Here is a 25,574-nt window from a genome sequence, read left to right on the forward strand (position 1 = left end):
TAATTCTCCTTTACTTGATAATATAAATATTAGCTGCCCTTCCACCATCATCATGATAAGTCTTCCTAATATTTATATACCCTTTTTCCTCAAGTCTATGAAGATTTTTTCTAACTGTATTCTCACCTATACTTAATGTATAACTAATTTTCTTTATAGGTACTTGAACCTTTCCATCAGAATCTGCAATTTCACACAATAAACCATATATAAGTTTACCTGCAATAGTTGTCTTTAATGTGCCTACTAGCTTATACTTTACCAACTCATCATTCATCTATCTTCATCTCCATTCATCAAGATATTTATATTGGTATTTCTTCTGTGATTTAGCAAACTTAATCATAAATTTTAACTGATCCACAACAGAAATATTAGTTTTGTCCTTAGTAAGCATCATTACAGAACCTGCAATTGAAGATAAAATAAACACCACACAAAATGCGGTGCTCTTAGCTATCATATATACAATTACATCAATTGCTCCTGCTACTAATGTAGCAAGAATAGCTTGAAACAACTCTTCTTTACCAAAGCCATCAAAGATTTCGGTTTTTGTTTTTAAACCTAGTGGAATATATAGGGTTTCTTTTTCGTGGTTATTCACTGTTTCACCTCCTCCCATTTATAAAAATTATTCTAATAGTATGCTATATTTAAATATAGAAAAGAGCCCTTTCAAGAGCTCCTATAATTATTTTAATAATCCGGCTTTTTCCAACTCCATTTTTAAAGCCATTCTTCCCATTTCATCCCTTAGTATTACTTTAGCGGATATTTCTTGTAAATCATCGCTAATAGAAAATAATTCAACTTGTCCTGAACCTAAACTAATTCTTCTAAGAATATCCTCTTCAAGTTTATTCCCTAATTGTATTGGTATAATTACTCCATCATTCTCATCTCCATTACTTGGATAAACACAAATTAGAATAATATTATATTCTGAAATATAATTAACAATGGTTATTGTTGGATTATTTTTCAATTTAGTAATTTTATCTTTATCATCTTTTACTACAATAGAAAGTATATCTTCCTCTTGATAAATTATTTTACATCCCTTATTTTTAAGGCTTTTTCCCCACTCCATTATTTGATCTCTATAAGTTTTACCACTCTCACTATCAGAACTTTTCACTGAAATAATTTCATCTATTATTTCAAATACACTTTTAAAATTTTCATAGTTTATATTATCAAACGGTGCTATTTCATTTAAAATATTATCAGCAAAGTCATTTTTAGACAATGCAATATTTTTATGTTCATCATTCAAAAGATATATTTCACTATCCAAAATTGATATAGATTTTTCACCACATTTATTTTTATTTACACAAAATCTATCTTTTTTGCAGTGTATACCTGACATATTTGAAAATTCTTTACCCATGTATAATCTTCTTCCATTAATATCTTCAGTTTGTAATTCTTCATCAGTATAATAATGTTCTATGCTAATTTGCGGGGTATTTTTCCTATGTTTTGGAACTGGAATAACAAATGAGAATACATTATTTCCCCAATCTTTATAGTTAGCTCCTTCTGTTGAAATCTTATTCAATATGCTTGGAACATCTGCATCAAAAACGCAAATTATTTTATATTCATTTGGAATTTTACTAAGTTGCTTACATAATGACATTAGTTCAGTGTTTCCCATCTCCGTATCATTATACTCTAAAAACTTAAAATTACCTTCACAAAACATATTTTTATTGTTTAGTCTATTTAATGCTCTTTTTAAATGTTTCCAATCTGTTTTTCCTTCTGTAATAACAAGATTTGTAGTTGTCTGTTCCATTATTGTTTTAACACTATTACTTCTACTTCTAACAGTATCACTAATAAAATCTTCTAAAAAATATAACCATATCATTGAATTGTCATTTCCAATTAATATTTTTAAATTAACTCCCTCTTGTCCATAGCTCTTTTCACTTTGTAATATATCATTTTTACCTATCAATACTCTATCTCTATCTTCATCTCCATAAAGATAAATTACATCTGATAAATTTTGAAATGTTTGTACTTTTAATTTAGAATACATACCAAATCTATTATGTTGCTCTTTGTCTTTCCAAAAAAAATTTACTGTAGATTTTACATAAATCCATTTTCCTTCATATGATTTTAAAATCTTAAAAGCTTCCTGATTATCAATTATCATATATCCGAAATCCTCTTGCATATTTACACCTTCTTTCAATGGTATAAATTCTATATTTGTTTTTTAAATCCTTTTAATTTTACATACTTGTTGATTTTTGTATATAATTCTGCATTAGCATTGATAATCAAATTTTATTTTTATTGTAATTTAGTAATGTCAGTATTTATTATTGTAATTTCGACATGTCGCACTAAATTATATATAATTTTTTCGTTCATGAATAATATCCCAATACTAGGTCTTTTATCTGCCATATACTTTCTGCAAGTATATAAAATACCAATGTATTCTTAGCTCTCTTCTTATACATAGCACTTTCATCCTCTGAAGCACCCATTCTTATAAAACAGTAAATCCCCCTTAATCCTGCACCTACTCTAATGAGCATTACAAACGCATCTGCCATTTCTTTTACTAAATCCATTACTTTTTAAACGCTCCTTTCGATATTTGTACTAACCTTACTGATTGATAAACATTGCCCATAACTCCTGCTCTATGTCCACCTGATACAATAATGAATTCCTGTAAGAATTTCGGTGTTTTTATTGCAAGCATTAAGGCTGCTACTACCTAAAACACATGAGTATTGAGCATTAATGCCACTCCAACTTTCGCTAAAACTATTTGTACTAACACTGCTAAAGTTGACAGAAAAAACTTCTGAATATATGTCCTAAATACACCATTATCTGCATCTAATAAGCCAACACAAGCTACTGGAAGACCTACTCGAAGTATCAATATCTCCATTCCTCTCATTAAAAATTGAAGATATAAAAGGAAGAAACATATAAAAAATATCAGTGAAATAATGGCTGTGAAAAGCCCTGCACTTGATATTCCATTAATTATAGCTGTAAAATCTGTTACCATTCCTTTACTTACTGCCTGTATCAATTTATCTGTCAAATCTTCAATAATTTTACCTAGCCAACCATATAAAGTTGGAAAGCTTACTGCTATTGCTAATGCTTTAAAAAATCCTGTAAGCATAATATAGGGTCTGCATCAGCATCTCCCTCTGTCCAAAGAATATATTGCTCAAAGCCTTTCTTTTAAATTTCAATACTATTAGTGAGACACCAAAACCAAAGAAAATATTAAATACTTCTGTTAAACCATTCGTTCCAAGCATAGTATCCATATATCTTTCTGCGTGTAACACAATAGGTACTAAATCATTCAATAATGAATTTACATAGGCAAGGCAACCACTTAATATTCCTGCAATTAAAAGCACTAATAAATATTCCACATCATCACCTCCAATTTTTAAGGAGCTTACGTTTTATATCATAAGCTCCTTAAATGGATTTATCTTAACCTTTGAAGTTAAACATATCTTTAATTTTTTGAGTTAGTGTTGGAAGAACAGTATCTTTAAACAATAAATACAGTCCTCAAAGTACTACTGCTCCTATTACTACAGACATTATAATTTTTACTGCTGTATCAACAAAGCCCTCACCGCTTTTGCTTGTGAGAGCTTCTTTTGCCTTTCCTACCATATTCATAGCCTTTATTTGTGTTCTTAATACTAAATTTTTCATATTGTTATACCTCCATTAATTTGATTATTATAATTTTTATTAATTATTTGTAGTACCCTACAATAAGATTTAATGTTGCCGAACCTAGAACCGCTCCAATGCATGAAACAATTGCCACCACAATTCTGTTATTCCATCTCTTCTGATCCATCTCATCTGCTGCACTTCTTCTAATACAAAAATATATAATTAAAAGTCCTACGAGTACTGGAGCAAGTACCATTAACCAAGTTGTAGTGTCATTAATTAACTTTTCTGTACCTTTTACAATCTGGCTATTCTTGACATCATTTGCTGCATAAACTGGTGTTGCAATCATACTAACTGTATAAACTGATACTAAAGTCAGTAATATTTTTTCTTTTGTCTTTTCTAAAAAGTTTCTAATCTTCTTCAAAATAATCTTCTCCTTTCTCATTTCCTGTTACATAGCTAATTCTTTGAGCCTTAACAACTTTTTCTTGTAATCCCGTTATTGAATTTTTTGTAATACCTAATTGCTCATTAGCTGTGTAATAAAGCCATACTCCCCACAGCTCCATCTCTTCCATACTTGCACTTCTTACTTTCCTTCTATTTTCTCGTAATTCTCTTACCTTTCGATTATGCTCCTTATCTCCAAATCCAAAAATTTTATTAAATTGCCATTTTGACAAGTCTGGAGAATTCATAATTACAGGATTATTTCTTGACGTAATAAACTATAAGGTCTTGAAATAAGTCTTATTTCATCAACTGTAAGTAAATCTCTATGAGTAAGATTAATACTATGCGAACTTGATGGAGTACTATATTTCCCATGAGAAGCACTTAATGAATAAGTAGCCACTGTGTAATTGCCTAACTTCTTAGATATTTCTTCTAAGGTTTCAAGGTCATCTGCCTGAAGATAAATCTAATTTTCACAGTTACCCTTTATGGTTTTCGCCACCTCCTTTCCGTATTTTTCATCTAGTTGTGCAAAACTCTGTAAAAATAAATTAAACCTAATTCCTCTGCCTCCACCAACGGTAAGCTTATTTGAGAAATCAGGTATTTGAGCAAAGTTTCCAAATTCATCAAGCAAGAAGTTTACTCTATTTTTAATCTACCGCCTCTTTCATCTGCACTTTTTACAAGTTCTATATAATGCTGTGATACAAATAAACTTGTTAACGAATAGTAAGTTGTTTTTTCCTCAGGAAGAATAATAAATATGGCTCTTTTCTTATCTCCTGTTTCCTTTGGATTATAATCACTTACATTAGTCATAGAATTTATAAGTGGATTAGTAAAAAGCCTTAAAGTAGTAAGAGCTGCTGTATAAAAGCTTCCTCTTGTTTTACTTGGTGCAACTTCTGATATAGCAAGTAAAGCTTTTGCAGGATGTGTAGGGCTAAGTTTTTTTACATACTCAACAATAGGCATTGAATTTCCTACAACCTTACACATTTCACTAATAAAGTAATAAACATTTGTCATGTTTTGATATTTTCGATTTTTCCCTTCTCTATTGTCATAAACAACACTCATAATGGCACTGGCAATAATACTTGCTTCACCATCTGTCCATATTCTTTCACCTTTAGGCTCACCTACAAGTTGAGAAGTTAAATCCCATGTAGCATCAATAGCTTTTGCTATATCATTGCTATCAACTGCTTCAATTACAGGCTCTAAAAAATTATATCTATCACTCTTTAAGGGATTTTTAAAATCTATAGCAATAACTTCATATCCTAACCTTTCTTAAAACGGATAGGTATATTGATATAACTCGCCCTTGGTATCACTCAAAATCATACTTTCACCTGCAAGAGCTATAGTTCCTATACTTTGAAGCACCACTGTTCTTGTTTTTCCTGAACGAGTTGCACCAATGCATAAACTATGAACATCTTCTCCGATAAAAAATATTTTTTCTTTACCACCTTCCTTTCTATAACCAAGTACTACACCACCCTGCGGTAAAAGAGCTTCGGAACACTTACAAATACTTTGTGGTTTCATTTGATTTTTCATCATTTCCTTCTTGTTTTCCCAATGTTGATTTTTCTTGAATTTCTTCTTGTTTTTCTTTACCTTCTTCTCTTTCATTTTTACATTCACTTCCCTTCCTAATTTCATGCAAGTCATCATAGCCTTGCTTGATTAATGCTTTAACTGTGCTGCCATTGGTATTTAGAATAAAACTTTCAAAAGCTGAATCCTTTTCTTTTCACTTAGCCACTCTGCTGAACCAAACTGCTTTTGTCCTGCTGATACTGGTGTAGAAATTTTAGGTGTTATTTGTTTTAATTCACTTTGATAAGGCTTGTTATTTGCTACAAAGAAAAATATTGCAAATAAAACTATGAAGCCATTTAGGCATAAAAAAAGCATCAACTGTTCTTTACCTGACGCCATGCTCGCTAAACAATATTTAAAATTAGATATTTCTAAAGTTGTTATCTTCTTTGTAAGTAACAACTGTACGGTTGTTGAAAAATAAGCATTAAATAATAGTCCTCCAACTATTATCAGTAAGGAAATAAGTAATTTTTTCTTTTTGGATTTCAATGTATCACTCCTATCTTTTGATTTTATGGCATAAAAATAAGACCTGCCGTTTTGGCAAGCCTTTGTATCAATTAAAATTAATGTTATCTTACAAAAATATAAATTATAGTAGTAATGATATTAGTCTTATCTTATTTTTTATCACAAAGAGAGTTATTTATTAACGCCTTACAATATCAAATTTTTCAGGATTTATAATAACCTCTTTTACTTGTTCAAGCAATCCATATATTAGCGTTGCCTCAATTTTTCCGCTCTCAGTATCATAATAGTTTTTTTCTTTATCATCAATTTTTTTCATTCGTTCTATATGTCTCGCAACATTATTTTTAAGCATACAATATTCATCCAAAACATATTCTTTATTCATTTTAATAATAAGAGTTTTGCATTTATCTAACAAATTGTCTACATCATTAATAGTTATGTTATCTTTACAATTGCCAATACATATTGTATAAAAACACTCAAATAGCTTCTCATTATAATCATTTTTCCCATCTTCAGAAACAAAGAAGCAATAATTATAATCAAGCATATCATATCTTAAATCCTTGGTTAATTGTTTTATATTTTTTGTAGATTGATAAACCAATCCATTATATCCTTGCTTTTCTAAATAATCAGTAAACATTTGTGGCAAAACATATTCTTCAATTTGTTTATTCCTTACATGCACAGGAAATGTTAATATTTGAAATAATATACTATCACCAATAATAATATCCGCATTATTCTTTGAAAAAGTAAATTGATAATTATTATATTTAATTTCTGATCCACTAACAATCAAAGGATAAATACAATTATTTAATGTAATATCAATTGAATTTGTAATATTGTACATACCAAAACGATAGACCCAGCTATACTTTGGATAATATGCAGCAAAATTCACGTTATTGGGTTTATTCCCCAACTCTTGAATAGCAGTAGGTATAGATCTTGCTAAATATAGCATAGGTTTTCCTGCAATACTAAATCTTTGACTTCCCACTATATTCTTTTTGCTGAATGGTATATGGTAATACTCATATATATTTCCATTATCATATTGACCATATGGTCTTCCTCTAAATAATATATTACAAAACTGCATTGCATTATCAGATGAATATTTTGTACAATATTTATTGAAATAAGCATCTAGTTTTCTATATGCATTACTATCATTTCCTTCCATATATGTTACATATACTTCAATAAGCCCATCAAACAAATTTTCTAACAAATCAATTTTCCCTCTATAATCATTAAGCAAATCATCACAAAACTGAACATATAGAGGCTCATTTATATAATTTTTAGAATACTGACAATTACAATTTGTTAACGAATTTAGCTTTTTAAATTCATCAATGTAAAGTTTTTTGTACATACTTAACTTATCTTTAAATGTTGTTTCGCCAAAGCACTTTTCTTTCAATTGTTTTTGATGTTCATTATCAAAAAAGCAACAAATACAAGACATTTCAATCCCTCCATCCTTTATTTAGCACATTAAAAACAGATTAAATTATTATTCTTTTCCATATATTCCACCTCAGTCATAAGATTATAAGAATAATCCTTTATCATATTTTTTAAATATTATTAATATTTTATCATCAAGCATTACGGTAGTCTATATTTCTACATTTCTTCTCCACTACATTTATTCCAATCTAATCCCCTTCCCTTAGCTTCCTCAATAGCCCTTTCCTTTCTCGCCTGTCCTTCAAGAGCTGTTAAAGGATAATATCCTTGATTATAGTTTGTATCCTAATTAGCTAACATTTGAATGGCAGATAATAAAAGTTTCATTTTTGCTTGAAGTTGTTTTTTAGTTGCTTGCTGCTCATTTAATTCAAAAGCTTTAATAAGTGCTTCTTTAGTAAATTGTTCTGGTGGATATAGCTTTCTGTTTCTGCATTTTTTACCGTTAGCATTAGTAAAAGTAATATATTTTCTTTCATCACTCCAATCCACTTTATAGCCTAGCTTCTCCATATTCTTAATAAATTCTTCCTTATTTCTACTACACCATTTGCATTGCCTTACTGCTAAGAAAAGCTCATACTTCCAACTTTGCTCTTTATCTTTAACTCTGTGTTCTTCTCTATTTTTATGGTTTCCTTTAGCTCCATCAACAATTATAAGTCCATAATCTCTGCCATAGCGGTAGCTCCATATGTATCAACTTTGTCTTTTATTGTTGTCTTATAGTCGTCTAAAACAGATTTGTAGAGGAATTTTATGAAATTGAGGTTGTGTGTACTGTTGATTTATAATTAAAGTAGTTGACAATCTACAAGCGTGTACAATTAATTTAGTTTAATATAAATTTTGAAACTTTTCTGATTCTGTTGTAACATTACAACCTTCTTAGGCATATTATATAAATTATGCACTGCAGGTTACTCTTGTATGGAAATTCACAAAAAAGTTGATATTCTTAAAGAAATTGATTCCAACATAATTACTTATGACGGACTTGATAGTGCTATCATTGGCTACTGTGATATTTTTAATAAAACTATTGCAATCTATAACAAAGATAAAGTTATTGAAATACTTATGGATAAAAATAACTGGACTGAAGATGATGCTCAAGAATTCTATGAATACAATATAATTGGTACTTATGCCGGCGAACTAACCCCTGGATTTTTTACATACCTATAAAGTTTAAGTACAATATATTGAATTTATTTCAAACTCAATACATTGTACTTTTTTATCTAATGACTTCAAATTTTCATATAGGCACACCCTTATATGTATTTTAATATTTTCATTTGAAATTATATCTTCTCTAGTCAATCAATAAAATTCTTTACTTTCTCCATATCGTGGACATACCTCAAAAGTATCTATAGTAGGAAATATATAAAGTCAATATTTTCTTTACCCACAAACATATATGATTTCAATCATGTTTTTGTTAATAGTTTATTTTGTTCCTATAATTTTAATAAATCGATATTCATTTTCTCATTTTTCAGGAAATAATCGTACATCATTGTTGCAGGTAACTTCCTAATCTTTATAGGCTGCAACTCCAAAGCCTCTAATATTTCCATACTTACATATCCCTTATCTATTATATCTGGTTGGTCTGTTGGCATTAAAAAGCAGTTCTTTACACTCGTAATGGAGTGATGATCTATAAAATTCTTATATGCCAATTGATATAAATACTGCTTTGTAACATCACCAATACCCGGCTGACCTCGCAGTTCTTTATCTGGCTCTAACTGGAGCATATAGTATTTTGTATCGAAGATAACAAAGTGGCACATTCCATCCTTTGAGTATATCGTAATAAGGTCAGGAATAAGTGTATCCGATGCTATTTTAGTATATAAACTTCTATCATTTCTAATTCCTACCCATTTTGGCTTTTCTATAAGAGATATTAGAGTGGCATTTTCATTATAGATTTTGTGCAAAGATTTAGGCAAAGAAAGAGATCCTAATGTGTTTTGTAGTTGGTTGTTCATTACCTCTGCACACACTCTTTCCCATACTAAATTATAACTGTTTGTGCCAAACATACTGAAACCATCAACCGCTGACAAATTGCTACGGTGTGACGCATAAGCATAAATTGTTTTCAAGACCAACTGCTTACGGGTATTAAATTGTATATTCAGTTCATTCTGGATTCTGTAAAGGATATATTCATTATCACCAAAGTCATCCAGTGTTTCATCCGAAAGCTCAACCGGCATGATATCAAATAAATCCAGTAAATCAGCTTTTTTAAGTTCCTTTGTAAACTGACTTAATATACATTCATGCAGTCTCTTAAAATAATCAAAATCATCTGTTACTCTTTTCTTTGTTAGTAGTTCAGTATAATACGGACGGTTATTACATATCAAAGTAAATGTTTCATTTATAGTCTTGTCCCATAAAATATCACCAGAACCATTTATCTCTATTATATCTTGAGTATTGATGTAAATTCCATTTTCATAGTAATCGTGCATTAAATAAATCATAACTGCAAGCAAGTTAAATGAACCGCTTTCTTCGCTATCATTGTACATACGAATAATTTGTTCTTTGGCATTATACTTTTCAAGAACCTTTAGAATCTGCTTCAGTTCAGATTTAGGAGAAATCTCACTAGTAATGTATTTAGGGTAACATTTCAAAATTCTCCCGTAAACAGTAATAACCCCTACAAAAGTGAAAACATAGAGATATTCGCTTTCTCCAACTTCTACATCAGCAACTACTATATCCTTATCTATCAAATCAGACATACTCTTCTGAGCATCGTTCGCTTTTATAGCTTTTAAGACACCATATTCCTTCATCTTCTTTATAATATTGACTGCTTTTTCAGCTGGGCATTCAAATATGTCTATCAAGTTTTTCTGCGTATATCGTTTTTGCTCACGCACAAACTTGGATATCATTATTCTTCAGCCCCCTCAGTGTCTTCTGTATCCAATGTAGCCTTCGGAAACTTGTCCCTAATTTCCTTGCAAAATATTTCTACCCCTCTCTTATCAAACTCTGTACATATAGATGAATATTTTGTTGAATCCTTACATCCATCAAACAAGGAAGGTCTCTTCTGTTTTGCTGCATCATCAAACAGATACATTAGAACCTTGTTTTTAAAGGCAGATATAAAGGTCTTGGCATCAATTTCAATATCCGTTCCAGAATTAATTATTTTCTTTGATAAGAAATAAGGTCCTAACAATTTATCTTCATTAATCCTATAAGAGGATAGCGTATCATTAATTACTTTACGCAGTTCATTCCATTCAATGTAACGAGCATACGTTCCTGAGCCTAATGTAACTTTTCTTCCTTTAATACCATCTTCACTATCATTAATACCAATATAATCAAAATCCCATCTACGCTTAAATGCAGTATCCATTGGGAATACACCTTGGTCAGCGCTATTCATTGTTGCCCAAATAAACATATTATCTGGAATTTTGATTTTTTCATAGTTCTCAAGATTACCACCAAGATTTTCTTCCTTAGCCAAATATGTTCTCATATCCATTGATGTATTTATAGGGTATTCACTGACTTCATCTTGTCCACGATCAAGTAATTGGAATACATCCCCAAATACTCCCGCTACATTTGATCTGTTGATTTCTTCTACGATAAGCAAATATGGTTTGATGTTATCAGTCTTACTATTCTGTAGTGCCTTAACGAGTGTACGCATAAATGGTCCTGGTACATACTCATAAGAGATTGACTCTTTATCATCACTATCTTTGCAAGGTACAGGCTTATAGGTTCCCACAAAATTTGCATAAGAGTAGTCTGGGTGGAATGTTACACGCTCGTAATCACTTCCATTATATTCCCCAAGAAGTTTTTCACGATCCTTATTAAGAGTGAAACTCTTTCCTGTTCCTGGAGCTCCAAAAAGGATACGATTTCTAGCATAATTGCTTTTGTATCCGGTATTGAACATAATTGGTTTTAAACTCAGATATTTATCTTGTCTTTCTTCTACACTATAACTGTTTTTAATATCCAATAAATCTTTAATTTCATCTAAGGTCTCACCAATATCATTGTGTGAATCATTACTCATAGCGATGCCTCCTCTATTATTTTTTCCATTGCATTTATTTTGCTCGTTTGCAATATATGATAGTCTTTTTGCTTAACAATTAATCCAGCTTGAGTTAATAGTGCAGTGAAAAAAGAAAAAGCCGTAAGAAACCCTATACCTTCTTGCCTGCGATCTTGATTGCTCTTCGCTCTAGTATCGTTATCATTACGAACATCTACTTCCACTTCAAAATCCTGTTCCCCGTTTCGATATGCTAAAATATTGTCTCGCATTGAAGTAATAATGTCTGTAGATTGACCTTCCATTTCGTGTAACATATATGCAAATTCATATTTATTCATTTTTTCAAATTCTAGAAAGCATTTCATAAAAGTTAAAAACGCCTCACGATAATTACTATCTGGAATCTTTAAAAGTTTTATCATTCCATTATAAATAATTTTTTGATTTATGGATTTCAATTTATTAATCGCTTCTTGTTTTTGATACTTACTATATGTTTCATCATTACTAATTTTTTTAATAGCATCAAGAGCCTTGCAATATGCCAAGCCTACGTTGGTAAAGAAGTCTTTATATTTAATTGATGACCCTCTTTCGTAATTTATAAATCCACAATTTTTTAATAATGGATAAATATTACGAGCATTGTTATCATTGAAATTTTTAGCTTTTGAAACTTCTTTTCTGAAATTTACAAACGGTTTAACTTCATTAGGATAAGCTAAAACCCATTCATAACATGAAAGAATCACATAGTTAGTATTATCAGTAAAACTTGCTCCTGGGGATGAGCAATTTTTTACGATTAATTTCATAAGTAGTTCCTCCTCTCTTAAAGTTGATTTTTAATAGCTTTAGCGATTGCATATGCAAGCAGCGGCGGCACCGCATTACCAATCTGTTTATATTGACTTGTTTTTGACCCTAGCACTTCAAAATCATCTGGAAATGATTGAATTCTTGCACTTTCTCGGACTGATGGTATTCTATTTTCCTTGTAGTGGAAGTAATTTCTATGACCTGTATCAATAGTATTAGATGGCGCAGTACTTAGCATCCTCTGAAATGCTTTATTGTACTTTCTAACACTCCAATATTCTTCTGGTAAATCAGAAATTTTACCACCATCTTTAATCATACCTATTATTTTCTTTGTTTGCTCAGTATGATTAGTTGATTGATGATTTAATACTTTTTTACATTTTGATCTCATTTTCCTTTGATATTCATTCTGGGGTTCTGAAATATATTCATTTGATTCATTTTGATATTCAAGTGAAGGTAAATCTCCCAACGCCTCTAATGTAGATATAATATAGTCTTTTTCCTTAGGAAACTCAAAACCTTTTTTCTTCATTCCAACAAAAAACACCCTATGTCTATTTTGTGGTACTCCATAATTAGCCGCATTTATAATTTTATACTCAATATGATACCCTAATTTTTCAAATCTGTTTATGATATCATCTCTAAAAGTCCCTCCACTTAATGTTATCAAACCTTTCACATTTTCAATGACAAAAAATTCTGGGTTTACCTTCTCAACAACTCTACAATATTCTAAATATAAATGATTTCTTGGATCATTAACATCTCTTGTTCCTACTGTACTATAGCCTTGACATGGAGGCCCTCCAATAACACCCACTACCTCTCCTTTTGCAACAATCTCATTTAAATATTCATCATTAAGATTATGGATATCTTCACATATCGCAACTGCATTTTTATGATTATGATTATAGGTTTTAATAGCATCTTGCCAAACATCAACCGCTACCTCCACCTCAAACCCCGCCATTTCAAATCCTCTACTTAGTCCTCCACACCCACAAAATAAATCAATTATTTTATTTTTCATAGTTTTCTATCGCTCCTCTTAATTGTACTGCAATAGCTTTAGATAACAGAGGTGGTACAGCATTTCCAACTTGTCTATACTGCTCTGATCTATTGCCTTTAAATTCAAATTCATCATTAAATGATTGAATTCGTGCAGCTTCTCTTACTGTAGGAATTCTATTATATAACGGATGGAAATAATTACTGTGATTGTTACCCGTATCAATTGTTACCGATGTAGTTGTCTCATCAAGTCTCTTATATGCTGATGAATGCCTATTGGTTCTATTGTTTGGAAATAACTCTTCCGGTACATCTCTCCAATTGCCACCTTGTGGAACATGAGCTATTCTTTCTTGAACTTTTATAGCAGGATATCTAATATCATGATTAAAAATCTTCCCATCTTTTCTTCTTAAATATCTTTGATAGCTTGTGATCGGTTGTGATTTTAATTCCTTTTCTGTTTCATTTCTATTTTCAAAGTCATAAAGTTCCCCAATGGTTTCTTTGACTGTTATAATACCTGGTACTTTAATTAAAGTATCAAAGTCAAATTCAAACCCTTTTGTCATGACAAAAAAGTTTCTTAGTCTTTTTTGTGGAACTCCATACTCTGAGGCATCTAAAATTCTATGAACTACGTTATAGCCTCTACTCTCAAAAATTTCATAAATCCTATCTTTTGCATATCCATTATTACTTGTTACTATTCCACGTACATTTTCTATAACAACAGCTTTGGGCTTTGCTAAATCTACAAATTTAACAAACTCAAAGAATAATTTATTTCTAGGATCACCACCCTCGCTTTTATATCTATTTGCAGCAGAAAATCCCTGACAAGGTGGCCCACCTATAATCACATCTATATTTCTCAAGTCACCAAAAGTATTCAATATCGTTTCTTCATCCATATTAGAAAGATCACAACAAATACCTTTCGCTTCAACAAAATTATGATTGTATGTTTTTATTGCAGCTTCATTAAAATCCACACCACCAACTATATTATATCCAGCAAGTCTAAATCCTTCGCTTAAACCTCCGCATCCACAAAATAAGTCTATAACGTTAAGCATTTTCATTCTCCTTCATATCTTTAATTTCCATGATGTCAGAAATATCGCAATTAAGTGCTTCACATATTCTCACTAATATTTCCATAGTTACATGTTCATTTTTCCCGAGTTTAGCCATCGAAGCCGTACTAATTCCTGTTACTTTTCGTAAATCTTTTTTCTTCATTCCTTTGTCAATTAATAATTTCCATAAATTATTATAGCTTACATTCATCTATTTAACTTCCTTTACTAATAGTTTTTAAAGTCACTACTATAATATAATAATATCATATTTTATTTTGATTAGTAAACAATAAGTTTGCAATTGCATATATTTGTTTTGTATGTGTAAATACTTGTAATCACCCATCTTGTTTTTTATTTTTTTATTTTTTTCATTCTCATTATAATATACTTCACACTAACCAAACATTATATCAATTTCACCCACTTGTATGTCTTTACATCCAACTTACCTTCTCAACTCTATAAAATAATTTGTTTTTAGGTAATTCTGAACAAAACTAAAAGAAGGGTTTCAAAAATCGAGAGGTATACTATAATACTCATAGCTTCACTCTCAATTTAAGAAACCCTTTATTTATCAACGTTTTACACACTTTAGTTCTTTTATCATTAAAGCAATTGTCCCGACTGTAGGTTGCAACTTTGCTACGCTCGATTTCTATGTCAACCCTTGCATGGGATATTATAAAGCTTACTTCATCGCTCCGCTCTTCGTAAGCTTAACAACAGTCTGCATTTATATCAGCTTGGTGATATGAACAATTTTCGGTGCCTTGCTATTTGGACACTTTGTGATACCAACGTTAGTGGCTGTTCTGCATTTCCAAACTAGTTTCTTATTATGTGTATCCTGATTATGTGAACGCCTGGAAATGTATTTCCCTCAAAATCCACATTCGAGTTCCATCCACAACCGTATTATTGGTACGATATCTTTCCTCACGAATTTTCTTCGCCTTATCCCATATTTCTTCTGAAACAATAGCTTCATGGTGATTTTTCAAGTAATACTGTTCTTCCTCCGCCTTGTTCCGCTTTAGGAAATCCCTCTAACCCTTTCATCAAACATGACATAAAAAACATTTTTAGACTAATGCACAATAAGTTAATATCAGCCATATATTAACACATGAAACCACAACCGTGCTTGAAGGCATAAAGAGAGGCTCTGATTCCTACCTAAATTGAATCCAGATCCTTCTGCTCCTAGGATAACCTAGTACAACTGCCCCTTCTGTAAACATATTTAATTTTCAGGCACATATTTCTTGCTTTTCAAATACATATCATAAAGTTTTGAACAGTACACCATGTACAAATATACCTTTTCTTTTTCATCTGTTTCATTTCCATTCTTTTTTGAATCAATCTCGATACCAATATTATTCATAAGATATTCTGCCATAGAATCAAAATTTGCTTGCATTACATAACCTAATTCACTATACAAAACATTATCTTCTTTCTTTCGCCCAAATAAAGATAATATCTTATCTGGTATTTCAGGTAATAGAAAAATGTTTTTAGCAATTACCGGTCCACTAATCCGTGTCAGGCTTTCACTTATTCCTTTAAGATAAGCTACTTGTTTTACAATATCTGAGTTTGATGGATATCCATAAATATCCTGTTTTGATGGATTAGGAAGATAATACTTTGAATCATATACATACAAATAATTTTGATTTTGCTCATTAACTCTTGTAAAAAAAATAGTATCTGGTTTTGCAGTTCCACGACCAGTATATGAAATCATTTTTCCATGCTCATCTTTTAGCTCATATATTGGATACTGAGATTCTTTTTTGAATTGATTTCCAAACACCTCATCATTAACCCATTCCCATACATTTTGAAAACAGTTTGTACAACCAGCTATTTTATAATTATACGTTGCCTCACACCATGCAATCATTGCTTTTATCAATGATATTTCCCTGTCGCCAAAAACGTGTAATAGCTCCTGATTCAGTATCTTGGAATACTCTGATAAATTTTCTTCTTGTATCTCAACTATATCTCCAGGCTTTTTTAATCCTATATACCCATTATATTGCTCATAAATTTCAATAGCCTTATTAACAATATATGCATGAATTATTGATATTTCATTTTTATCATCATACAAACTCTTTCTTTTCCACAACTTACTATATACAATGTTGTTCTCAGAAATAATTGGTATATTTTTATTAATTGTTCTTGCCCAAGCTGTTTTCCCAAATCCTTCTCGTGTGAACTCTTTTTTTCCTCTTGTGTAAATATCATTCGACATATAGTCTTTAACTATGTATGTAGACAACTCTATAATATTTACTTTCCGTTTTTGTTCATTTCTCGAATCAGGCGTAAAAATGTGATCACCTTCAAATAAATTTTTCCCACTGTATCTTAATTTTTCTATTACTTTCATAATTACTTTCATATTATCTTGATCCGACTTAGATATCTTACCATCAACTAATTCAAGTTGATAATACTTTGGAAAGCTATACCATAATACGCTATTGGAAAACATATAACTTCCAACCATTTTTATCTTTTGTAAATCAACAAAACAATCATATACATTGTCTTTTAATAGTAAATCTTCAAGACCAATATGCAATGATAGCTTGTCTCCTTCCGATGTATAATATACTTTTAGTTCCATATTATTTTCTCCTATCCCTCAAAAGTATATCAATCATTTTGGACTTGTTCAGTGTTAGTTTCAGGTAAAACCTCATTTACTTTTACTTCCGTACTATTATCTTCCGTTCCATCACTACTGTCAGCATCATCTTTTGCTATTTGTTTTTGCCTCTCAATCCAATCATCATTATCTTCAAATAATCCAGTCCAATCGACATTTAGTATTTCCTCTAATCCAATTGCATTAAGCAATGCAGTCCTAATAGATGGCATATTTAAATACTCTTCTTTAAACAACGCACTTGGATTCATTCTACATACATCATTTAGTAAATAGATAATTAACTTATCTGTTAATGGATTAAGCATAGTAGATTTTTTATCTCTCTCATCTGTATTGTAATATTCTTCAATTTGCTTAAATTCATTACTTTTAAAATACCATGCACCAATACATTTATCTTCTGTTGCAATTTCTAAAATTTCTGCATTCAAATAATTTCTAAATATATTCCATCTGACTTTTTTTGCTTTGGCTATTGAAATATCTCCATCCCTATTTGATGAATTTACGTCCAAATATAAATATCCCCACCTACGCTTAAATGCAGCGTCAAGAGGAAATACCCCTTGGTCAGCATTATTCATTGTCGCCCAAATAAACATATTCGCTGGTAATTTCATTATTCCATCATATGTCGTTATTTCTTTTTTTAAGAAATTATCAAGTGAAGTTTCCGGTGTAATATAATATTCACTAACACCATTTTCCCTATCCAACAATTGGAACATGTCACCAAAAACAGTAGCCGCCCTTGCTCTATTTATTTCTTCTATAATAAGGAAATATACATTATCGGCATTATTAATTGCATCAATATAAGTCTTAATAAATACTCCTGCTTCATAAGCATATGTAATCTGACTACCACTTGTTTGACCTGATATCTTTATATCTGTTAAAATAGTTGAATTTTTTTCCACAATAAATGAATGACTTTCATTCTTTTCTATTGGTATTGGTTTATAACATCCAACAAAATTTTCATAAGAGTAATCTTCATAAAAAGTAACCCTTCTTACTCGTTCTTTAAGAATAATTTCAATACATTGTTTTTCATTAATTCCATTTTTCACAGCTAAATCTTGTATTATCCTATCAGCTTCCGTTTCGTCAAAAGGAACACCTTTTCCTTTTTCTTTTAAAAATATCTCTTTTTTTATTGCCACTAAAACATGTTCGTTAATCATATAACTTTTACCAGTGCCAGGTGCACCTGCTATTAGGAAGTTATTTGGCCACAATTCATTTGCTATCATTTCCACGCTACTTTCTGAACTTATATTGTTCGGTAAAAAATCTGTTATTTTTGTAATATATTTAGAGTATGGTCTTGAGTCAAAACATAGTATATATTGTTTTAACAACTCAATGGATTTTGCCCCCGCCGTATCTTTAGCCGGTACATAAGTCACAAAATATGAACCTGATCCCTTACATCGAGTAATTCTATCTTGAGGTGCCGTTGACGGTATTTTAATTTCAAATGAAGATGATGTTCCGCCTTTATCTAATAATTCAATAAAAATGTAGAAATCATCACATGAGAAGTTACTACTATCTGGTACCATTAAGAAAAATTTGTCTTGATCTTTTTTGCTACTTTCATATGCTGATAGTATTCTGGGTTTTATATTTGCTTGCATCTGGGCAAATAATCTAGTATTTCCACTTGCTCCAATCATTGCAAATATATATTTTCCCTCACTACTCGCATACTCATAAACACCATTTCCTGCTGAAGTAACATTTTTATTAGTTACTGGTTGTCCCAAAATTGTTTGAATGTCATTTTTTACATCTGTAATATTCATTTCACTATTTCCTCTGTACTTTCATAATGCTTCTTCTAAAATATCAACAAATCTATAAATCTATAAATTGTATATGCATTTTTCAATTCTGTAAACTCTCGAATTTGTCGTTGACCTCCTTTATCACTCTAACTGGTACCCGCTTTAATTCATTGAGCCGTTTGGAAAACGCCTCCTTTATTATAGTCTAAACATTTGTTACTGTACATAATTTTAGATAGTTTTGTAAATATTATCTATTGAGATTTCATACTTCGTGCTTTGCCCTTCTGACACTAAAAAATCCAAATACTGCTTAAGACGACTATCACTCTCCAAATCCCATATCTGCCTGCTCACCATCAATGATCAATTGGCCTTTTTCATTATGCTTATAGCCAAAACATTTCCAAGAATAAAGTTTTGATTTTCCAGATTCAAATCCGCGCATTAATCCTCATTTTATTGCCTCACTATTTGATTCACTTTCAACTTGAGCAATTGCAATTAACATAGATACTAGTAAATCATTATCTATTTCATTAGCACTAAGATTTTCTTGATGAAAAATATTAATACCTGATCCCCTTAGTTTGTTCTCTGCATCAAGTAAATCAATTGAATTCCTACCAAATCGACTAATTGGTTTTACTAAGATAATATCAAATAAATTATCATAACTATGAAATAGCATTTTCTCAAACTCCAAACGTGAGTTACTCCCCATGAATCTTTTTGAGTATAAATTTTGAATAGCTGCCATTTAGGATTATTCTCAGCAATGTGCTTCATGCTTTCTATCTTTGACTCTAAACTTTCTTCCTGTAAATTGTGCATTGCGCTGACACTGCAATAGATAGCAACCCTGTTATTGCGTTATACCTTCTCAGGAATACACTTTATATTTTCTTTTAGCATCCCATTCAGCACAAAATCACCCCCTCTAAAAAATTTAGACCACTTTTCTATCGAGTGAATGGCATATATGTTAAGTAGGCTAAATCATTGATTTATCAATACTTTATTAACTAACATCTAATCCACACACACACTTAAGCCTACATCTATCCTGAGTTTTCAGGCTTTGAGATATCTAACGTGCCTACTATACCTTATAATTATTATAATCTTTAAAATTTTCTTCTGCAAAATAAAAATAAGGATTCCAAGATTAGGGACATAAAAAACAAATTTCAATTTGCTATCCTAATCTCGAAAACCCTTTATTTATCAGTGTTTTACACACTTCACTTCTATTTTTTTGTCATCAATACCACCGTCTCCACGTGCGGCGTATGCGGGAACATATCCATAACTTTCACCTTTTCCACCTTATATCCATTAGCAGTTAATACTTCTAGATCTACTGCTAGGGTTTTAGGGTTACAGGATACGTAGATTATTTCTTTGGCATCAAATTTTATTACGTAGTCTAGGGCTACTGGGTGTACTCCTGGTCTTGGTGGGTCTAGGATTATTATGTCTGGTTTTTCGGTTACATTTTTTATGGTTACGGCTACGTCTCCTGCTATGAATTCGCAGTTGTTTAGGCCGTTGATTTTAGCATTTTCTTTTGCAGCTTCTACGGCTTCTTCTATTAGCTCTATGCCTACTACTTTTTTTGCTTTTGGAGCTACTATTTGTCCTATGGTTCCTGTTCCGCAGTATAGGTCAAAGACTACTTTGTCTTCTGATTCTCCTATGAAGTCTCTTACTATAGTGTAAAGCTTCTCGGCTCCTTTAGTATTGGTTTGGAAGAAGGCAAAGGGATTTATTTTAAATTTTAATCCTAGAAGATTTTCTATTATATAGTCTTTTCCATGTAGTATTTCTACAGAGTCTGCTTGCACTACATCTGATAGAGAGTCATTTAAGGTATGGATTATTCCTGTGAGCTCTCCTTTTAGATTTAATCCTTTTAAAGCATCTACAAAGGCTGTGAAGTCATATTCTACTTGTGTAGTTGTAACTATGTTAACTAATATTTCTCCTGTGTTTATAGCCTTTCTTACTACTAGATTTCTTAAAAAACCTTCATGTTTTAAGATTCTATAATAAGGAAGGTTTTCTCCTCTGAAGTGGTTTATGGTTGCATTTATTATAGCTCTGAAGTCTTCGTCTACTATTTGACAGTTATGTACTGATACTATGGCAAAGCTTTTTCCTTTAGCATGCATTCCTAGGGTTAGTTCTCCACCTTTTTCAAAGTCTCCAAAGGTGAATTCCATTTTATTTCTGTATTCATAGTGAAGTGGGCTGCTTTCTATTCCTAGGTACTCATAATCTGTTATACCCTTATTATCTAATAGTGCCTTTACTTGTTCTTCTTTAAATTTAAGTTGAGTGTCTAGCGATAAATCTCCTTGACTACATCCTCCACAAATTCCAAAGATATCGCAGGCTGGCTTTACCTTGTAATCTACATCTTCTAAAACTTCAAGAAGTTTAGCTTCTACTCCATTGGAATTTTTTTTAGTTACTCTTGCTCTAACCTTTTGCCCGGGCAATGCACTTTTTATAGCTACTTTTTCTCCTTCATGGAAGGCAATTCCCTTTCCTGGAAATTCTGTACCCTCTATGATAAATTCATATTCTTTTCTCTTTCTCATTTTTATCTCCTTATCTAATAAAATTCTATATTAATTTTAATTTTTTATTTAAAAATAATTTCATCTATTAGGTATATCTTTAAGTTTTATTAAAGTTATTTTACCCTATATTTTGGGGCTTAAAATATGACTCTGAAAATCACCAAAACCTCTGAAACCCGCATAAACAGAACAAATAGTTAACTAGTTATATAGTTTCCTAGTTAAAATTTTATATAGGTATATTGTTTTATTGTTCCCTATTTAACTATTTTAATATTTTTATAGTTTCATATTTATATAGGTTTATAGTTTTCTAGATATATTGTTTCCTAGGTAAATAGGTGTATGTTTATTTGAAATTACCTAGTTTATTATATATTATCCCCCAGATTTTATCTAGGCTTTTATGTCATATCCCTAGGTATTTTAAAGCTTCTCCTTACACTCAATGTGGCAACTCTTAGTATTATGGCATATATGTGGCTTAATTGACATAAAATATAGGAAGTTGATATAATGGTTAAAACTGTGGAAAACTTTGAGTTAACTTTTAAAATATCTTTAAAGGGGTGAGGTTATACTGTGAGATCTAAAAAAGAAAATACTAAAGCACTGATAGTTGATAGCTTTAAAAAGTTAATGACTCAACATTCCTTTGATAAGATAACTATAAAAATGATTACTGATGAGGCAAAGTTAATAAGACCATCCTTTTATAACCACTTTGCTGATAAGTATGAATTACTTGAATGGATTTGTTATAAGGATATATTTGAAGGTGCAACCCTTCTTATAGATAATAAAATGTTTAATGAAACAATTCTTTTTATTCTTACTAGAATAGAAAATAATAAAGAGTTTTATATTAAAACTGTAAAAATAGAAGGACAAAATTCCTTTGAGAGTATAATATATAGATTTCTTCTTAAAATGTTTGAAGAATTATTCTCTGTGCTAGATATAGAAAATATGAATTTTGAAGGAATTCTTACCGCTTCTGAAATTGCTAATTACTACTCTAGAGGTTTAACCTATTTTTTAATTACTTGGCTTAAAAAAGGTGTACAAGTTCCTGCTCATGAGTTAGCTGAAAAATATTATTTACTACTTTCTAATTCCTTAGAAGATATTGTGTTCAAACCTCTTTAAGTTTTTTTACATTAATTTATAATCCTTTAAATAAACCTTTAAAATTGTAAATTACGTTATATATTTGAAATAATTAGTTACATTATATATAAGATATATAAGTTAAAAATCTCCCTAATTAAAGATAATAAAAAACAATTAAATAGATTTGTTTTAAAGCAACTACATAAGTTGCTTTTTGTTTTTTTTGATATACATTTAGGGCTAAGTGTATTTTTACATAAAAATCTATATTGACTATAATTTAAGAAAACAGATTATGAAAGGAAGATGCTTATGAGTGTTCTGGAAGTAATCATAGTATCAATAGGATTGTCTTTAGATGCATTTACAGTGACAGTATGTACAGGTGCAACTCAACCTTATCTTAAAAAGCGTATGGATTTTATTGTTGGCCTTGCATTTGGAGGAATACAAGCTATTATGCTTACTATTGGAATGATGATTACCAAGTTTCCAGTAAGCTCAATTTATTCTGAAACTTTTAAATCCATCAATCAATGGTTTTCTGCAATTATTTTTATTTTTTTAGGACTTAAGATGATAAAAAATGCCATGACAATTAAATCCATCAATGAGCAAAGGGAAAGTTTTAATTATAGAAATATTTTTTCCTTAGCCTTTGCAACTAGTTTGGATGCTTTAGTATTAGGAATTGGCTTCGCTCTAATGCGTACTGAGATTATTATAGATATGTTTATCATATTTGTAATAACAGGAATTTCATCTATCATTGGACTAAGGGTAGGCTACCGTGTGGGTGATAAGTACAGATTTGCTGTTAATATCTCTGGTAGCGTTATATTACTTATTATGGGAGTAAAAATGATACTTTCTTACTTTAAAATTATTTAAAATGGGGGATGGCTTATGTTAAATGTAAAATATAAAATTGAAAAGGCTGCTTTAAAACAAGGACTTGGATACTTAAAGAAAAATCCTGAGAAAAACTTTGAGAAGATTGTTCACTGGCTAAGGAAGTTTGATACTGAAAATTTATATACTCCTCAATATGATGCCGTTGAAGGATTTTTAAAGGAAAAGGATAATAACTGGGTAGAGCTTATGACTAAATTAGCCAAAGATGTAAATCCTCATATTTTAGAAACTGTATTTAGTAACTTCCTTCTTAATTCTTCTATTAGAGGTTGGAGTGAATCTAGGAAGAAGTCTAAGGAATATGGATACGAAATTCCTTTTACTCTACTTATAGACCCTACTACTGCTTGTAATAAAAAATGTATAGGATGTTGGGCTGCTGATTATAATAAGGCTTTAAATTTAAGCTATGATGAATTAGATAGTTTACTTATTCAAGGTAAGGACTTGGGTATTTTCTTTTATATAATGACTGGTGGTGAGCCTTTAGTTAGAAAGAATGATATTTTAAAATTAGCTAAGAAACATAATGATTGTGTGTTTATGATATTTACTAATGGAACGTTAATTGATCAGTCTTTCTGTGAAGATCTATGTGAGGTTGGAAATATAATTCCTACTATTAGTGTTGAAGGCTTTGATGATGCTACTGACGCAAGACGTGGTGATGGTTCCTGGAAGGATATTACTCGTGCTATGGCTCTTATGAAAGAAAATAGAGTTCCTTTTGGATTCTCAACTTGCTTTACAACTAATAACTGTGATAGCGTTTTATCTGAAGAATTTATAGATATGATGATAGATATGGGTGCTTATTTTTCTTGGTACTTTACCTTTATGCCTATAGGCTGCAAAACAGACACTTCCTTAATGGCTAATCCAGATCAAAGAGAAAAACTTTATCGTACTATAAGAGGTTGGCGTTCTACTAAACCAATATTTAATATGGACTTCTGGCACGATGCTGAATATGTTGGTGGCTGTGTGGCTGGTGGAAGAAGATACTGCCATATTAACGCTAATGGGGATGTGGAACCTTGTGTATTCTGTCACTACTCCAGTGCTAATATAAAGGAAGTTCCTTTAATTGAAGCTCTAGGACAGCCACTATTTATGGAATATCAAAAGAATCAACCTTTTAACAATAATCAATTTAGACCTTGCCCAATTCTTGATAATGCTCCAAAGATTGCAGAAATGGTTAAGGCTTCTGGGGCTAAGTCTACAGAGTATGTAGATCCTGAAAATGTAGAAGATTTAGTAGCTAAAACTATAGACTATGGTGAAACTTGGGCTAAGAGAGCAGAACCACTATGGGAAGAAAATTTAATGTGTAAAAATAAATAAAAATTTGTTTATAAAAGGGACTTTCGCAAATATATCACTAATCTTATATCAAAACAGCTGAGCGTTAATAATGTATGTGCATGCTCAACATTTCTTTTAGATTAGCTTATCTTTTGAAAGTCCCTACTTTTATGAATAATAAGGTAATTTAGTTTCTTTTTCTTCCTTTTACCCTTATAATATAAGAGTAGACTATGCTTCATTAATGTATAACATAATCTTTAATATGAGGCTTATAAACAGAGTTCTTAGTATCAGTATTTTTGATGCTTAGAAATCGTTATCCAGGAACGCAGCAGCTCTTTACCCCCACTTTGAAAAAGATGGGAGTACTAGAACTGGTAGTCATCGGATATATTTAAATTT

Annotated in this window: 23 protein-coding genes and 3 pseudogenes; 4 read left to right on the top strand and 22 right to left on the bottom strand. The window is 30.8% G+C overall.

Annotated features, from left to right (window positions below; all coding sequences use genetic code 11):
• Positions 1-10: 10 nt before the first annotated feature.
• The 10 genes and pseudogenes from ABDZ93_RS17735 to ABDZ93_RS20155 all read right to left on the bottom strand — a co-directional run bounded on the left by ABDZ93_RS17735 (position 11) and on the right by ABDZ93_RS20155 (position 8,259).
• A complete protein-coding gene (locus ABDZ93_RS17735; protein WP_343827848.1) occupies positions 11-277 on the bottom strand; it encodes a helix-turn-helix domain-containing protein in 267 nt (88 codons plus the stop codon).
• 6 nt (positions 278-283) lie between these two features.
• Positions 284-607 carry a hypothetical protein gene (locus tag ABDZ93_RS17740; protein WP_343827849.1) on the bottom strand — a complete coding sequence of 108 codons (324 nt, stop codon included), beginning with the start codon at positions 605-607 and terminating at the stop codon, positions 284-286.
• 87 nt (positions 608-694) lie between these two features.
• A complete protein-coding gene (locus ABDZ93_RS17745; protein WP_343827850.1) occupies positions 695-2,197 on the bottom strand; it encodes a hypothetical protein in 1,503 nt (500 codons plus the stop codon).
• Positions 2,198-2,393: 196 nt separating this feature from the next.
• Positions 2,394-2,603 carry a mercury transporter gene (locus tag ABDZ93_RS17750; RefSeq protein WP_343827851.1) on the bottom strand — a complete coding sequence of 70 codons (210 nt, stop codon included), beginning with the start codon at positions 2,601-2,603 and terminating at the stop codon, positions 2,394-2,396.
• Positions 2,603-3,437: pseudogene (locus ABDZ93_RS17755) on the bottom strand (conjugal transfer protein TrbL family protein). Before ABDZ93_RS17755 ends, ABDZ93_RS17750 begins: the two are co-directional and overlap by 1 nt.
• Before the next feature lie 64 nt (positions 3,438-3,501).
• Positions 3,502-3,732: pseudogene (locus tag ABDZ93_RS17770) on the bottom strand (DUF6133 family protein).
• A 43-nt stretch (positions 3,733-3,775) separates the two neighbouring features.
• Positions 3,776-4,129, bottom strand: a complete 354-nt coding sequence (locus ABDZ93_RS17775; protein WP_486187762.1) for an Mbov_0395 family pilin-like conjugal transfer protein — start codon at positions 4,127-4,129, stop codon at positions 3,776-3,778.
• Positions 4,116-6,129, bottom strand: a pseudogene (locus ABDZ93_RS20150) (VirD4-like conjugal transfer protein, CD1115 family); the annotation flags it as partial. The pseudogene ABDZ93_RS20150 and the gene ABDZ93_RS17775, both read right to left, overlap by 14 nt.
• A gap of 301 nt (positions 6,130-6,430) precedes the next feature.
• Complete coding sequence (locus ABDZ93_RS17805; RefSeq protein ID WP_343827855.1) at positions 6,431-7,741, bottom strand: hypothetical protein; 1,311 nt, start codon at positions 7,739-7,741, stop codon at positions 6,431-6,433.
• 290 nt (positions 7,742-8,031) lie between these two features.
• Entirely contained in the window at positions 8,032-8,259 is a 228-nt protein-coding gene (locus tag ABDZ93_RS20155; protein WP_425544800.1) for a hypothetical protein, read from the bottom strand.
• A gap of 417 nt (positions 8,260-8,676) precedes the next feature.
• Between ABDZ93_RS20155 and ABDZ93_RS17815 the strand changes: the two genes are divergently transcribed.
• Complete coding sequence (locus ABDZ93_RS17815; RefSeq protein WP_343827856.1) at positions 8,677-8,934, top strand: hypothetical protein; 258 nt, start codon at positions 8,677-8,679, stop codon at positions 8,932-8,934.
• A gap of 278 nt (positions 8,935-9,212) precedes the next feature.
• Here the strand turns inward: ABDZ93_RS17815 and ABDZ93_RS17820 are convergent, their stop codons facing one another.
• The 12 genes from ABDZ93_RS17820 to rlmD form a co-directional block, all read right to left on the bottom strand.
• The gene (locus tag ABDZ93_RS17820; protein ID WP_343827857.1) at positions 9,213-10,679 is read right to left on the bottom strand and encodes an LlaJI family restriction endonuclease; all 1,467 of its coding nucleotides are present in this window, start codon (positions 10,677-10,679) and stop codon (positions 9,213-9,215) included.
• The gene (locus tag ABDZ93_RS17825; protein ID WP_343827858.1) at positions 10,679-11,836 is read right to left on the bottom strand and encodes an AAA family ATPase; all 1,158 of its coding nucleotides are present in this window, start codon (positions 11,834-11,836) and stop codon (positions 10,679-10,681) included. The genes ABDZ93_RS17820 and ABDZ93_RS17825 overlap by 1 nt, the downstream gene beginning before the upstream one ends.
• On the bottom strand, positions 11,833-12,636 hold the full coding sequence (locus ABDZ93_RS17830) for a hypothetical protein (protein WP_343827859.1): 804 nt from the start codon (positions 12,634-12,636) through the stop codon (positions 11,833-11,835). The genes ABDZ93_RS17825 and ABDZ93_RS17830 overlap by 4 nt, the downstream gene beginning before the upstream one ends.
• A gap of 17 nt (positions 12,637-12,653) precedes the next feature.
• Complete coding sequence (locus ABDZ93_RS17835) at positions 12,654-13,682, bottom strand: DNA cytosine methyltransferase (RefSeq protein WP_343827860.1); 1,029 nt, start codon at positions 13,680-13,682, stop codon at positions 12,654-12,656.
• The gene (locus ABDZ93_RS17840) at positions 13,672-14,745 is read right to left on the bottom strand and encodes a DNA cytosine methyltransferase (RefSeq protein ID WP_343827861.1); all 1,074 of its coding nucleotides are present in this window, start codon (positions 14,743-14,745) and stop codon (positions 13,672-13,674) included. The genes ABDZ93_RS17835 and ABDZ93_RS17840 overlap by 11 nt, the downstream gene beginning before the upstream one ends.
• The gene (locus tag ABDZ93_RS17845; protein WP_343827862.1) at positions 14,738-14,959 is read right to left on the bottom strand and encodes a helix-turn-helix domain-containing protein; all 222 of its coding nucleotides are present in this window, start codon (positions 14,957-14,959) and stop codon (positions 14,738-14,740) included. Before ABDZ93_RS17845 ends, ABDZ93_RS17840 begins: the two co-directional genes overlap by 8 nt.
• Before the next feature lie 649 nt (positions 14,960-15,608).
• Positions 15,609-15,758, bottom strand: a complete 150-nt coding sequence (locus ABDZ93_RS20160; protein WP_425544801.1) for a recombinase family protein — start codon at positions 15,756-15,758, stop codon at positions 15,609-15,611.
• A gap of 242 nt (positions 15,759-16,000) precedes the next feature.
• Positions 16,001-17,407: an LlaJI family restriction endonuclease gene (locus tag ABDZ93_RS17850; protein ID WP_343827863.1), complete on the bottom strand. Its 1,407-nt coding sequence runs from the start codon at positions 17,405-17,407 to the stop codon at positions 16,001-16,003.
• A gap of 29 nt (positions 17,408-17,436) precedes the next feature.
• Positions 17,437-19,263 carry an AAA family ATPase gene (locus tag ABDZ93_RS17855; protein ID WP_343827864.1) on the bottom strand — a complete coding sequence of 609 codons (1,827 nt, stop codon included), beginning with the start codon at positions 19,261-19,263 and terminating at the stop codon, positions 17,437-17,439.
• Positions 19,264-19,570: 307 nt separating this feature from the next.
• Positions 19,571-19,693, bottom strand: coding sequence for a hypothetical protein (locus tag ABDZ93_RS17860; RefSeq protein ID WP_343827865.1), 123 nt, complete (start codon positions 19,691-19,693; stop codon positions 19,571-19,573).
• Between the two features lie 6 nt (positions 19,694-19,699).
• On the bottom strand, positions 19,700-20,005 hold the full coding sequence (locus tag ABDZ93_RS17865; RefSeq protein ID WP_343827866.1) for a recombinase family protein: 306 nt from the start codon (positions 20,003-20,005) through the stop codon (positions 19,700-19,702).
• A gap of 490 nt (positions 20,006-20,495) precedes the next feature.
• Complete coding sequence (rlmD, locus tag ABDZ93_RS17870) at positions 20,496-21,851, bottom strand: 23S rRNA (uracil(1939)-C(5))-methyltransferase RlmD (RefSeq protein WP_343827867.1); 1,356 nt, start codon at positions 21,849-21,851, stop codon at positions 20,496-20,498.
• A gap of 564 nt (positions 21,852-22,415) precedes the next feature.
• Between rlmD and ABDZ93_RS17875 the strand changes: the two genes are divergently transcribed.
• The 3 genes from ABDZ93_RS17875 (at position 22,416) to ABDZ93_RS17885 (ending at position 25,208) form a co-directional block, all read left to right on the top strand.
• Positions 22,416-22,982 (top strand): TetR/AcrR family transcriptional regulator C-terminal domain-containing protein, encoded by a 567-nt coding sequence (locus ABDZ93_RS17875; RefSeq protein WP_343827868.1) that lies wholly within the window; start codon positions 22,416-22,418, stop codon positions 22,980-22,982.
• A 276-nt stretch (positions 22,983-23,258) separates the two neighbouring features.
• Positions 23,259-23,837 carry a manganese efflux pump MntP gene (locus ABDZ93_RS17880; RefSeq protein WP_343827869.1) on the top strand — a complete coding sequence of 193 codons (579 nt, stop codon included), beginning with the start codon at positions 23,259-23,261 and terminating at the stop codon, positions 23,835-23,837.
• A gap of 15 nt (positions 23,838-23,852) precedes the next feature.
• Positions 23,853-25,208: a radical SAM/SPASM domain-containing protein gene (locus ABDZ93_RS17885; protein ID WP_343827870.1), complete on the top strand. Its 1,356-nt coding sequence runs from the start codon at positions 23,853-23,855 to the stop codon at positions 25,206-25,208.
• Positions 25,209-25,574: the final 366 nt, after the last annotated feature.

This window comes from Clostridium subterminale (assembly GCF_039521425.1).
Classification (GTDB): domain Bacteria; phylum Bacillota; class Clostridia; order Clostridiales; family Clostridiaceae; genus Clostridium_J; species Clostridium_J subterminale.